Origin of the sequence: Ohtaekwangia sp., assembly GCF_036786105.1 — a bacterium.
GTDB lineage: Bacteria > Bacteroidota > Bacteroidia > Cytophagales > Cyclobacteriaceae > Ohtaekwangia.
Map to the genome: position 1 here is coordinate 67,769 of NZ_DAIQRQ010000002.1, position 12,977 is coordinate 80,745.

At 43.6% G+C, this 12,977-nt stretch carries 9 protein-coding genes; 2 read left to right on the forward strand and 7 right to left on the reverse strand.

Going from position 1 to position 12,977, the window contains the following annotated elements:
- Window positions 1-127: 127 nt before the first annotated feature.
- Window positions 128-1,768 (forward strand): AMP-binding protein, encoded by a 1,641-nt coding sequence (locus V7Q33_RS01315; protein WP_333818654.1) that lies wholly within the window; start codon window positions 128-130, stop codon window positions 1,766-1,768.
- Window positions 1,769-1,831: 63 nt separating this feature from the next.
- Here the strand turns inward: V7Q33_RS01315 and V7Q33_RS01320 are convergent, their stop codons facing one another.
- From V7Q33_RS01320 to V7Q33_RS01335, 4 genes are all read right to left on the reverse strand, one after another.
- Complete coding sequence (locus tag V7Q33_RS01320; RefSeq protein WP_333818655.1) at window positions 1,832-2,683, reverse strand: dienelactone hydrolase family protein; 852 nt, start codon at window positions 2,681-2,683, stop codon at window positions 1,832-1,834.
- Between the two features lie 109 nt (window positions 2,684-2,792).
- Complete coding sequence (locus V7Q33_RS01325; protein WP_333818656.1) at window positions 2,793-3,410, reverse strand: 2OG-Fe(II) oxygenase; 618 nt, start codon at window positions 3,408-3,410, stop codon at window positions 2,793-2,795.
- A gap of 17 nt (window positions 3,411-3,427) precedes the next feature.
- Window positions 3,428-5,959, reverse strand: coding sequence for a M14 family metallopeptidase (locus V7Q33_RS01330; RefSeq protein ID WP_333818658.1), 2,532 nt, complete (start codon window positions 5,957-5,959; stop codon window positions 3,428-3,430).
- Between the two features lie 103 nt (window positions 5,960-6,062).
- Complete coding sequence (locus V7Q33_RS01335; RefSeq protein WP_333818660.1) at window positions 6,063-6,539, reverse strand: hypothetical protein; 477 nt, start codon at window positions 6,537-6,539, stop codon at window positions 6,063-6,065.
- A gap of 59 nt (window positions 6,540-6,598) precedes the next feature.
- On the opposite strand from V7Q33_RS01335, the gene V7Q33_RS01340 reads away from it, so the two are divergent.
- Window positions 6,599-6,844, forward strand: coding sequence for a hypothetical protein (locus V7Q33_RS01340; protein WP_331983741.1), 246 nt, complete (start codon window positions 6,599-6,601; stop codon window positions 6,842-6,844).
- Window positions 6,845-6,856: 12 nt separating this feature from the next.
- Here the strand turns inward: V7Q33_RS01340 and V7Q33_RS01345 are convergent, their stop codons facing one another.
- Genes V7Q33_RS01345 through V7Q33_RS01355 form a run of 3 tightly spaced genes read right to left on the reverse strand, consistent with a single transcriptional unit; the run spans window position 6,857 to window position 12,885 of the window.
- The gene (locus V7Q33_RS01345) at window positions 6,857-9,883 is read right to left on the reverse strand and encodes a two-component regulator propeller domain-containing protein (RefSeq protein WP_333818661.1); all 3,027 of its coding nucleotides are present in this window, start codon (window positions 9,881-9,883) and stop codon (window positions 6,857-6,859) included.
- Window positions 9,884-9,927: 44 nt separating this feature from the next.
- Window positions 9,928-10,818 carry a fructosamine kinase family protein gene (locus V7Q33_RS01350; RefSeq protein WP_333818662.1) on the reverse strand — a complete coding sequence of 297 codons (891 nt, stop codon included), beginning with the start codon at window positions 10,816-10,818 and terminating at the stop codon, window positions 9,928-9,930.
- 18 nt (window positions 10,819-10,836) lie between these two features.
- Window positions 10,837-12,885, reverse strand: coding sequence for a TonB-dependent receptor (locus V7Q33_RS01355; RefSeq protein WP_333818663.1), 2,049 nt, complete (start codon window positions 12,883-12,885; stop codon window positions 10,837-10,839).
- Window positions 12,886-12,977 lie beyond the last annotated feature (92 nt).

Below are 12,977 nucleotides of genomic sequence, written 5' to 3' on the forward strand. Positions count from 1 at the left end.
TGAAAAATTTTAACACCTGCAATTTTTTCGAATCAGTATACCCAACGGGAACAGTTATAAAAAAGTTTGACAATTTTTAACGCAATCGATAAACTAATGATAAATTATAGGATAAATATTTCTGAAAATGACTGCTCACACACCCTTGGAACGTTTTTATCATTGGGAAAAAAATACACCGAAGCAACCTTTTTTAAGACAACCTGTTGCCGGAAAATGGACAGTGTATACTTATCAACAGGCAGGAAACGAGGCACGCAGAATAGCGCAGGCACTGAAAAAACTTAACCTGCCGCCACAAAGTAACATTGCTATTCTTTCGAAAAACTGTGCACACTGGATTATGGCCGACCTCGCCATCTGGATGGCTGGCCACGTATCTATACCTATATATCCTACATTATCGGCAACCGGTATCCATTACATACTGGAGCATGGTGAAGCGCGCGCTATATTTTTAGGAAAACTGGATTCATTCGTGAAACAGCGAGATGCTATAGCTCCGGACATATACCAGATCAGCTTCCCATTCTACGGGCCAAACGAAGGTGACGCATGGGACGATCTTCTGCAGAATGAACCGCTGATGGAAAGTGCACTTCCTTCCGGTGAGCAGGTGGCATCGATTATGTATTCATCGGGAACAACCGGAGATCCTAAAGGCGTAGAGCTTACCTTTGGTGCATTTGATTTTACAGGACAAAGCCTGGTTCGCAATTTTGGCATTACGAAACCCGAGCGATTCTTTTCTTACCTGCCCCTGAGCCACATAGCAGAGCGTGCCTATATAGAGATTGGTGTGTTGTATTCAGGCAGCTCTATATCATTTACCGAGTCACTGGATAAATTTGCTGAAAACCTCCGCGAAGTACAGCCTACATTATTCGGCGGTGTGCCTCGTATCTTTGCCAAATTTCAGGAAGGTATACTTTCAAAAATGCCACAGCAAAAACTTGATCGTTTGTTGTCGATACCAATTGCATCGGCAATCATGAAGCGAGTGATTCAAAAGAAACTTGGATTTAGCAAAACACATCTCATTGTAGGTGGTGCCGCTCCTATACCGGTAGGCCTGCTAAAGTGGTTTGCATCGTTAGGCGTTGAGATACGAGAGATCTATGGTATGACGGAGAACTGCGGATACTCGCATGGCGATCACGGAGATATAGTACACATTGGAACGGTAGGCCGTCCGTGGCCTGGCATTGAAGTAAAATTTACGGAAGAAGGTGAGATATTAGTGAGACATCCGGGATTGATGCGTGGCTATTATAAAGATGCCGAAACAACGCGAAATGTTTTCACAGCGGATGGATTCTTAAAAACGGGTGATAAAGGTGTGGCCGATGCAGCCGGTTATCTCACCATTACAGGCCGCGTAAAAGATCAGTTCAAAACCGACAAAGCTAAATTTATAGCACCGGCTCCAATTGAGATGAAGTTTTCTTCCAACCCGGATATTGATAGTATATGTGTGGTAGGGATGGGTATACCCCAGCCCATAGCATTGGTTGTTTTATCAGCGATGGCTGTAGATAAAAGTAAAGATATGGTGATGGAGGGATTGACTTTTACACTGCAACAGGTAAATGCAAGTCTTGAGCATTATGAGCGTATTGAAAAAGTGGTAATTATGCGCGAGGGATGGACTGTAGAAAACGGTTTTATGACTCCTTCACTCAAAGTAAAACGTAACGAAATTGAGAAAGTGCACCTGGCAAAATACCCAGTGTGGTATAAACACGAAGCAAAAATTGTGTGGGAATAAATGTATATATAGATAATAAAAAAGGCCACAAGCAGACTGTGGCCTTGTATAGATGAAGGTACGCTACTTCAATTTCGATTTGAAGAATGCCAGCGTATTCTCATACGCATCTTTGGTGGCTTCCTCTTTATATCCCATTGCGTTGCTCGGATTGGCAAAACCATGGTCGGCATTATAGCTTTTCAATGTAAGCTTTTTGCCGGCAGCACTCATGTTCGACTCAAACTTGGCAACGGTTTCCGGGTTTATCCATTTATCCTGTGTGGCAAATATACCCAGCACTTCACAGTTCAGTTCTTTGAGCCTGGCCACATCTTCTACCGGCATGCCATAGTATATAACGCAGGCAGCAGCTTGTTTACCTGCCGTTAACGCAGCGAGCAATGACTGCCCGCCACCAAAACACCAACCAATAGTGCCGACACGTGCATTTTTACCGGCATATTCTAATGCACCTTTTACAATGGCATTGCCACGCTCTTGCTTGAACTCCTGCATATAACGGGCGGCATCTTCACGTTGATTGGTAACTTTTCCATCATACATATCAACGGCAAGTATATTTACATTACCGAGGTCTTTGTATAAGTTGTCTGACTGTTTCTTGATATAGTCGTTCAGGCCCCACCATTCCTGGAATACTAAAATCCAGTTGTTTGTTTTGGTTTTGGCTTCGATCAAGTATCCGTTGGCTTCAACACCATCAGCACATTTAAACTTGATCATCTTGCCACCTTCTTCACTGACGTGAACGTATTTTCCGGGCGTAGCATGCGATGCTTTAAATTCCTTGCTGGATGCAAACACAGCAAATTTTTCGGTAGCCGATGTGTGACAAACTGTTATCTCCTGTTGTTGGGCAAACAGCGCTGCAGCAAACAGTATAAATGTGATGGACAGGTATATTTTTTTCATAGTCCTTTTAGGGTTTAGTCCGATTGTGTAAACAAACATTGAGGTAATTGGTTCACATGTTTTTTATCATAATGCTATAAATTCTTCATCATCTGGATCTGTATTATTACTAAAGATGCCGCAGGTCGGCCACCTGGTCTAATATCCAGCCAGTGAGGCTCAATCGTTCGCGTGTGGCTGGCAGCACTTCATGTTCAATCTGATCACTTCGAAAACAAACCAGCCGCCCGCTGACAGGAAGTATATCTTTCGTTTCATTATCAAGATACATACGCAGCTGACCGCCATGCTCGTCCTGCCAGTGATCATTCAGATAACAGATAACCGATAACTTCCGGTGATCATCCTTTTTAAACTGATCGAGATGACGCTTGTAAAATGTACCGGCAGGATAAATCGTCATGTGTACTTCGTAATCCTTCAAACTAAGAAAGAGCGTACGATTGATATACCCTATCAATTCCTGCAGCCGGTCGAGATATACTTTTGCCGGAGCAGACGCGTTATTCTTGTCGAGCCAGCGAATATAGTCACCCCGTATAGCTTCGTTTATTTGCAGATCGTTTTGTTTACCGATGCCTGCTTTTTTAAACTGATCGGCTTCCTGTAAAAAATCAGCGCTGTTGCGTATGGCATCGACCTCGGCCTGGCTCAGAAATAAATCTGCTATAGCATATCCATGCTCGGCCAGACCATCGGCGATGCGTTCAAATGTTTCATCCATCATGAAACAAAAATACAGACTTACTGCCCTACAAGGAAGACTGCATTCGATAAAAGCATTTTGCCATCTTCCCAGAAGCAGCGGAACATCGGGTTATCAACCAGATAAATAATGGTTCCGCTTCCTTTCTCTTCCACACCAAACACCATGCTGTTGGCTAATTTTTCATTAGCATGTTTACCGGCAAAGCCCTGCACAGGTTTGGGTTTGCCTTTCAGTGCGCCTACATTCCAGCCGCCTTCCAGGTATGCAAAGTGAAGTTCGTTTGTTTTCAACGAATAGTATGTATTCGATAAGCCAAACGCCAGCGGATGAGAATTGTCGAGCGTAACCTTATAGATCGCACCTCCTATAAAATTGGAGATCTGTTTGCGTTCAGCATCTTCGTAGCGGATTAGTGCTTCTTGTTGCCCGGTTTCTTTTTGTTTTTTCTCGGCATTGTCTTTTTCGTTGTCGGATGCGTATGTCTTCAGTGCAAATCCTTTTTTATCTGCAAATGCGTTAAGACCGTCTGCTATCACGATCAGCTTTCCTCCAGCCGATACCCATCCGGAAATCTTTTCGAGAAATTTATCATCCAATGAGCTATAGCGACCTTCCGGTATAATAAGCACATCATATTTACTCAAAGGCACATACTTGAAATAATCAGTTCCCAATGTGGTGATGGGGTAATGAAGCTGTTGTTCGAAGTAATACCAGATTTCACCGGCAGATAGCGATGATGTTTCTTTGCCAAACAGCAACGCAACCTTAGGAGTTTTGATGAAATGGATAGAGCCCGATCCAAAATCTTTACCACTTTCTACGAAGCCGGTGGTAGCTGTATAGATCACGCGACCCATATTTTTGGCCAGCGTCTGCACAGTATTGTCGAAGTCGGATACGCTTTCGTTATTTCGGCGTGTGATCAGCAACGTGCCGCGATCGAACGTCTGCCCGTGAATAGTAAAGGCTTTGTCAGACGAGCGGACTTTTATTCCCTTCTGTATCAAAGCAGAAAGAAATGCTACATCCTGTATACTTTGATACTTGAATATATAGGCATACGGTTTTGATGCTGTTGCCGTATTTTCTGCAGGCTTGGGAGTATAGGCTTTGCCAACGTTGATGCGCTCCGTCAGTGCAAAAGCTTTCAGGTTGTTGGCATACATCAGGTTCCATGCAGTAATGTCGTATGTCAATGAATCGCTCAGGTGCGATTGAGGTTCAAACACTGCGGTGATAAAGCGTGATTTAGGTTGGTATATATTGATGATGATATCATCGGTTGAAACAGAAACATTGCCTGCTGTCTGTGTCTGATAATCAAAGCCGCGTGTTGCTTTACCCGCAGACGGATGTCCATACCTGATCGAATGCTTATCCATCCACTTGGTAAGCTGTTCAATCTTGTCAACATTGTTGCTGCCCTTAATTACATACGTTTTATAGATTGCAGCGGGATTGTTCAGATTATCGCGAAAGTACTTTTCAAATTCATCCACTACACGGGTATAATTCTGCGCAGTAATCTCTACAGTAGACAGCCCGGTGGTATGATGGTGCGTCAGGCGATCTTTCAACGTAAGGGGGTCGCCTTCGGTAGTAGTTACCGTAATGCCGGTTTGTCCGCCTTGTTCATACGTCATGCCGATTGCTCCGCTATAGGTAGGATAGGTGTCGCCATAGCTGGGATAGTATAGATCGAATACTTCTTTAGTAAAATATAGCCAGCCTTGTTCATCAAAATACCTGGCGTTATTCTTTCCAATGGTTACCTGAAACTCGCGTTGCCAGTTTGAAATAATATTGTGAAATGGTTCCGCAGCAGGAGGGAAGAAGTAAGGATGATTGTGGCCCTGTTCGTGGAAGTCGACATGCACGTGGGGCATCCACTGATTGTAAATTTTTAGACGCGCCTGTGTTTCGGTTTGAGTCGCCCATGCCCAGTCGCGATTTAAATCGAACATATAGTGATTAGAGCGACCGTGTGGCCACGGTTCGTTATGCTCGTGCGAGTCTTCATCTCCATTGGGAGGCATATTGCCATATTGATTATAGAAATTAGTATAGCGATCACGACCGTCCGGATTCAGGCAAGGGTCCATAATAACCACGGTATTCTTCAGCCAGGTTTGTGTCTTCTGGTTCTGCGGATTGCTCAGTTCATATAACGTAAGCATCGATGCTTCCGTGCTGTTGGCTTCATTGCCATGCACATTATAGCTGAGCCATACAATGGCTTTCTTATCAGCAGAAGGAGTGCCGTCCATCATACCCGAACGCTTCAAATTATCAGTGCGAATCTGTTCCAGGTTTTGAAAGTTTTCAGGAGCCGTAATCACCACATATACCAGTGGACGGCGTTCATAGGTTTCTCCGTATTGGTAAAACTCAACGTTTGGTAATGCATCGGCTACATGCCTGAAGTACTCCACTACACGATGATGCCTGGTAAAATGATCGCCCAGTTCATATCCCAAAAATTCCTTTGGGCTTAGCAGCTTTTGTTGTGCAAGAACTGCGAAGGAAGAAAGAACGAAGGTAAAGATCAGTAAGCGTTTAATCATAAAGCGATTTAAGTTCAGCGGGTAAGGTATGGCAAATAATAGGAACGTGGCAGTTTAATTTTTTAAAAGGTTTTTCACCTGTGGCCAATGGTGATGTATATGTTCATGGAAGAACACCATCCGCCTGCAGTACATCAAGTCGTCCGGCAATAGGATGCTTATAGATTTTTTTCCGGATGTTTTCTTCGTGCATGGCCTCAGGAAAAGTGTAAAGATCCATTCGAATCGTATTCCATTTCTTAATCACGGCTGGTAAGGGCATGGGCTCAGGCGTGTTCTCTACCAGCACCTGGGGTGCTTTATACCGCAGCGGTAAACGTTGAGACATCTTTAATGCCAGCAGTTTAAATGATTCGATCAAACTTGAATTGCCTACCTGATCAATATCCTGCGATTTCTTCTTCATATAGATTAGCGACATTCGTTCGGATGTTACCAGGTGAGTGAGAATCTGGCTGACCAACCATCTACCAGAAGGACTATAATTCAGCTTATCGTGTGGTGTATGCATGAGGCCAGCCAGTAGCATTTTACGGTCGGTTTCCAGTTTAGTATATCTTCTCAGAAGTTTTGGATGCATACTATCAGCTGTCTCTTCAAAATTAAGTATCTTTCGTTAAACCAAAACTTATTCACCTCATGGAAAATCAACAAACCGCCGCTGTATTGTCGACCAAAGACTGGGTGCTTACACTTTTAATTTCGTTTATACCATTAGTAGGCATCATTATGTTATTTGTATGGGCCTTTGGTTCTACAGAGAATCCCAACAAAAGCAACTGGGCAAAAGCAATTCTCATCTGGTATGCTATCGGCTTTGTATTTTTTATATTCCTGTGGGTAACCGTGATCGGCGCACTCGTAGCCTCGCGGGGCAGTTATTGATTTAGCAGCTGCCTATATCTTTCGGGTTGTTACTGTAATGGTTGTGCCAAGGTGATTCTCAAGTGAGAATTGCCCTTCTATAGCTTCGGCCCTGCGCCGCATATTTCGCAGGCCGTTACCTTTGGGTGATCCATTGGCAGGAGTACCTTTGCCATCATCTTTTATAGTCATGGCGAACTCACCTCTGGCAGCAGATAACACTACTTGAACACGGCTGGCCTGCGCGTGTTTTACAATGTTGTTGACAGCTTCTTTGAAAATGAGGTATAGATTCTGTTTAAGAACAGGGTCAAGTATCTTTTTGTCATCAATACCCTGCGCCTGAAACTCGAATGCTATATTTTTTGCCTGCAATACTTCAGAGGCAAAATCTTTCATGCGAAGTGTGAGTGCTTCCAGGGTATCGTATCGGTTGTCGATAGACCAAACTATATCACTCATGGTTGTAACTACCTCACGACTCAGCTCACTGATGCCCTTCAGGTATGTTTTACTCTCATTCTCTTCCGAACCGTTTTGAACAAGATCAGAGTATATAGATATACGTGTTAAGCTCGATCCAACCTCATCATGCAGATCGCTGGCAATTTTGTTGCGAAGGCGTTCTACCTTCAGCGACTGCTCAAGTCTATACCGGTGGATTACATACATCAACGCAGCCGATAACAGTATAACAAGTGATGTAAACCACCAGGTTTGCCAGAAAGGCGGACGAATATAGAGTTTGATGGATGCTCCGGGCTCTGTCCAGTAGCCATCCGGATTGGCGGCTTTTACGCGAAAGGTATAATGCCCCGGATCGAGGTTGGTATAATGTGCTTCACGTGTATTGCCAGCATCCGTCCACGTGTTGTCAAAACCATCAAGTTTGTAGCTATATTTTATTTTGCCCGGTGCAGAAAATTCCAGCGCTGCAAAAGAGAATGTGATATAATTCTCATCATAGCTTAGCGATATATCACCCTTTGGTAAATATATTTTCTCAAACACCGCATAATTCTGAATGAGTAACGAAGGCGGTATAGTATTTTCCCGGATGGCGGCAGGATCGAATACATTAAATCCGTTGACACCGCCGAAGTAAATTTCACCCGTGGAGCTTTTCAAAAAAGCATTGGAGTTAAACTCGTTGCTTTGAAGTCCATCCGTTTCCGTATAGTTCTTGAATGTATACGTTTTAGGATTGAATTTGCTAATGCCTCCGTTGGTGCTGATCCAGTAACTGCCGGTATTGTCCTGCAACATTTCATAGACCACATTATTGGCAAGCCCGTCTTTTTCAAAGAAGTGTGTGAACTTTCCCGTGGTAGTGTTGAACTTGTTTAAACCACTGTGCGTGCAGATCCAGAATATACTATCATTTTGCTGGTTGATGCTGATTACCACCTGGTCGCTTAACCCCGTTGCATCCTTGCGGTCGTATTGATAATTGGTAAATGTGCCCGATTGCTTGTTATATATGCTTAACCCGCCACCCCAGAAACCGATCCATATATTTTCCTTGTAATCGCGATAGATGCAATTGATAAAGTTTGATCCGATGCTGTTAGGGTCTTTCGGATTCATCTTATACTGCTTTACTTCTTCTGTCTGCAGATTGTAATGCAGCAAACCATCTTCATGTGTACCAATCCATAAAGAATTATCGTCATCCAACATTACTTCATTTACCATGGTGATCTTGCCCAATGGAGAGTTATGTGAGCCGAGGAAGAAACGCGTGTTGCCGGTATATTTGTCGTATCGCACCAGCCCGGCATTGAAAGAAGCAATCCAGAACACACCATCTTTAAAAATCATCTTGTAAATGTTGCTGGCTATATTTCCACGATCATCGCGTATGGTAATTTGTTTAAATGATCGTGTAACCGGATCGAACATGTTAATCGGTCCGCTCTCAGTGCCTATCCATACTTTGCCGGCATCATCTTCACAAAACGACCAGACCATATTTTGCGATAGACTGTTGGGGTCTCCCTGCCGGTTACGAAAAGTTCTAAAGAGATTTTTGTGCGGGTCATACAGATCAACGCCGCTTCCCGAAACCCAGATTATACCGGTGCGATCTTCAAACAATGCATAAATAGAGTTACTACTGATACCATTGGGATTGGACGGATCGTGCTGATAGTTATAAAAGCGTTTGGCATCATGATCGTAAAAGCGAAGACCGCTGTTGGTGCCAATCCACATGTTGCCATGCGAATCACATATAATTTTGTTCACATCATTTACACCAAAATTCAGAATGTGTACAAACCGGTTAGTGGATCTTTCAAATATAGTGAGCCCTGACGCATAACTGCCGATCCATAAATTGCCTTCCTTATCTTCTGCAATAGAAGTGATGCGCCCGGCCCCTCCAAAACCATATTCACCCTGCGTGTCGAAACGTTGAAAATGTATACCTTTTTCATCTTCTACTACACGATTGAGGCCACCGTTCCAGGTGCCCACCCAAATTGTACCTTTGCTGTCGCAGAACAATGTGCGCACGGCATTGTCGCTAAGGGATTGTTGATCATCCGGATTATTTTTGAAGCTTTGAAATGTATTGGTGCCAGCATGGTATAGATTCAGCCCGCTTCCCCATGAAGAAATCCAGAGTCTCCCTTTTTTATCTTTAATTATATAATTCGGGCGATTGCCACTGATGGAAGTTGAATCGTGCATTTTGTGATAGTATTGCACAAACCTGTCTTCACTGCGGATATACCTGCAAAGACCTTGAAATGTACCCACCCATATATCACCCTTTGCATCTTCCTGCACAGTCCATACCCAGTTGTGCGTAAGCGTTGTACTATCAAAAGGATTGTTCTTGAAGACTTTAAACTCATGGCCATCAAAACGATTAAGTCCATCTTGTGTTCCGATCCATATATAGCCGTGGCTGTCTTGAAAGATACTATAGGGCTGCGATTGTGATAGACCATCTTTAATCGTGAGGTGATCGAACCGGAATGACGCAGGTTGCGCACCGGCATCGAAAATAAAGGTAAAGAATGCGATGACACAATAAAGAGGGTAGTTCTTCACAAGTAGAGCAATAACCGAACAACGAAAATACAAATTCACTGCAACTAAATAAATCGTTGCAGTATAGAATTTACAGATGAAAGATAGCCCACGCCAAAAAGGTTTACATGCACCAGCAATGGGTATAGATTGTAAAGATCAACACGTTTATCAAAACCCGGCACCAGGGGAAATACTTCCCCATAGGCATCCAGAAAATTACCATCAAAGCCTCCGAACAATTGGGTCATGGCCAAATCGATTTCGCGATGGCCGAAATATACCGCCGGATCAATAAGGCAAGGACTTCCGGAAGCATGTGTCAGGATATTGCCACTCCATAAATCACCGTGTATTAAAGAAGGCTTTTCTTCGGGCAGCAGTGCTGGCAATTTGGTGTAGAGCGTTTCAAAGTCTCGCTGCAAAGCAGACGAAGCGTGGCCGGCATGTACCGCGAATTGAAGTTGAACCTGCAGCCGCTGATGAATAAAGAATTCAATCCAGGAATGAGATGGAGAGTTTATTTGCTGAATCGAACCAATATAATTATCATGATCGAGACCGTAAGATGCTGCTGAAGTTTGATGCAACCTGGCTAACTGCTGACCGAAATCATTCCAGTAGGATTTGGATGGTGCGCCGGGTGCTTCTATAAATTCGAGCAGTAAAAACTGATGCTCATCCGTTTCTCCTGTGGCAATGACATCCGGTATATATATACTTTTCGCCTGACCTAATAATGCCAACCCACGTGCTTCGGTAGCAAACATGTTGGGATAACGACTCCGGCTGTTCCATTTCAGAAAATAGACTCCGGAAGATGTGGTGAACCTGCCACCATGGTTAATACATCCACCGCTTATGGATGTAAAGGATTGGAAAGCAACCGTGCCGGAAAGATTGTGTTGCAATGCTTTCAGTGCGCCTTCACGTACATCTTCCGGAACAAGGCTCATACCATTATAATCAGGTAACTACAACGATAAACCAGTTTTAAGGCCTGCATAATAATTAATGCCTGGCGCGGCATTATAGTATCTGCCAAGCGCAGCATTAAGGTCATTGCCCAGACTATATTTTGCATTCAATGCATTATCAACACCTCCGAATATATCCAGCGAAAGGCGCTGCCATTGTTTTTTATAGCCGGCACGGGCACCAAGCAAAAAGTAGTCGTTCGCGTAATCTGTATTGGCATCGTTCACAGGGATGCGATCGGTATAAGTAAACGTGATGTTTGTATACAATCCCGTTTGTATATTAAGATCCAAGCCAGCTACAACAATATGAGGTGCTATGCCGGTAAGTTTATTGCCGCTGTAGTTAGTGGTGTCTTTCGCGTAGTTTTTAAATGTATAGTCATTATACGTAAAACTCGTCCATACTTTCAGATTTGATAAGAATGATTGTGGCGATAGATGAGGTGACCATCCGAGCTGGATTTCAGCACCACGCTGCTGTGTTTTGCCGGCATTTACAAAATATTCAGCGCCATCGTCCAGGCGCCTGGTAACAATGGTCTCGTTGAGTTGAAAATTATAGACAACTACATCATAAGTAAAAGTAGTATTGAACAACAGACCACGAATGCCTATTTCGGAATTTTTTCCCTGTTCTGGTTTGAGATCAGGATTAAATTGCCCCGTAGAAGGGAATAATTCCTGAGAAGTAGGGGGTGAATATCCCTGGCTGTAGCTCGCATGAATAGAGATATATGGACTGATTTTATTTAATAATGCTATGCGAGGAGAAAAAACAAGGTCGAAATTATTACTGGCATTTCTCGGAGGAGTGTCTGATAATTTGATATCATTAACATCTAGCTTGTTAATACTTGCACCGGCAGTAAGAAAGAAATTGGCAGGCAGGTAAAACTCAGCCTGGGCAAAACCAAAATAGGTATTGATGGAGATCTCATCATCGGTTTGCATCGCGCCTGATTGGCCCTGGTTATTATCGTATACTTTTACAGGCGAGAAGCTGCGTTGATATTCAGCACCAAAATTCAGTTTACCTTTCGGGAAAATATACTGTGTGTTGGTTCTTGCTCCCATGCCTTGTTCCACACGTTTCTCAACATTACGAATAGCAGGGTTGTCGAATTGCGTGAACGATCCGTATACACCGGTTGTGTTAGACCAGCGATCGTTCCACTGATAATCATAACTTAAACCTGAATAGAACGTCTTGTTGTATACAGCTGCCTTTTGTTCAATAGCACCCGGATTAGGTCCTGCAGTCGGGCGTGCCTGTCGTGGATCAGTCTGATATTGTTGCTTTGTCAAGGCGCCTGGTGTTTGATAGTACAAGTCAGCGTAGAGTATATTGGCTGATAAGGTTCCTTTTTCATTCACCAGAAAATCGGCTTGTGTCTGCACAACATCGCGTGCCATCTTTGTTTGCTGACGATAGCCATCAGACTGCTGGTGTGCATAGAGTACTTGTATATTGCTTTGGTCGCTGTGCGATTTTGCCTGCATAGTATAGCGCATCAATCCATAACTGCCAGCCATGGCCGATACATCTATACCGCTTTTAACGGGTGAATTTTTTAAAAGCAACACGCCACCCGTGCCCGCGCCATACAGGCTTGTGCCCGGGCCTTTAATGATTTCTGCCTGCTGAAAAGAATTTTGATCCAGGAGATTCAGGTATGTGTTACCGCCTGCATCCGTAAACGGCAATCCATTCCAGTAAACTTTTACATTGCGTACACCAAAAGGTGAGCGCAGCGAGCTCCCGCGTATAGCCAGTCGGTAGCTTCCTGGCGACCGTTCTTCCATACGTACGCCCGGCACGGTATTTATAGCAGATAATAGGGATGTATTGCTGAATCGTTCGAGTTCTTTCGTTTGCAGAAGGCCAATAGAGGCAGGCACTTCAGACAGCGGGCGGTCATACTGAAAAGCTTCAATTGTGACTTCATCAAGTACCTGGGTAGTATCCGCTGAGCGATTTTCTTGTTGTGCTATAGCCGAAAGGGAGCGAACTATACAGATAAAAACAATTAAACCTCGTATCATTGTATTTTAGGTGAAGCCTGAAATATAACAGAATAGCCCACTCATCAAAAAAATCGAACCAAAAGGTTCATTATTAAGTTATAATTAACAAA

Coding starts and splice junctions, on each gene's coding strand:
- V7Q33_RS01315 (WP_333818654.1), top strand. CDS start 128: ATGACTGCTCACACACCCTTGGAACGTTTTTATCATTGGGAAAAAAAT.
- V7Q33_RS01320 (WP_333818655.1), bottom strand. CDS start 2,683: ATGAAAAAAATATACCTGTCCATCACATTTATACTGTTTGCTGCAGCG.
- V7Q33_RS01325 (WP_333818656.1), bottom strand. CDS start 3,410: ATGATGGATGAAACATTTGAACGCATCGCCGATGGTCTGGCCGAGCAT.
- V7Q33_RS01330 (WP_333818658.1), bottom strand. CDS start 5,959: ATGATTAAACGCTTACTGATCTTTACCTTCGTTCTTTCTTCCTTCGCA.
- V7Q33_RS01335 (WP_333818660.1), bottom strand. CDS start 6,539: ATGCATCCAAAACTTCTGAGAAGATATACTAAACTGGAAACCGACCGT.
- V7Q33_RS01340 (WP_331983741.1), top strand. CDS start 6,599: ATGGAAAATCAACAAACCGCCGCTGTATTGTCGACCAAAGACTGGGTG.
- V7Q33_RS01350 (WP_333818662.1), bottom strand. CDS start 10,818: ATGAGCCTTGTTCCGGAAGATGTACGTGAAGGCGCACTGAAAGCATTG.
- V7Q33_RS01355 (WP_333818663.1), bottom strand. CDS start 12,885: ATGATACGAGGTTTAATTGTTTTTATCTGTATAGTTCGCTCCCTTTCG.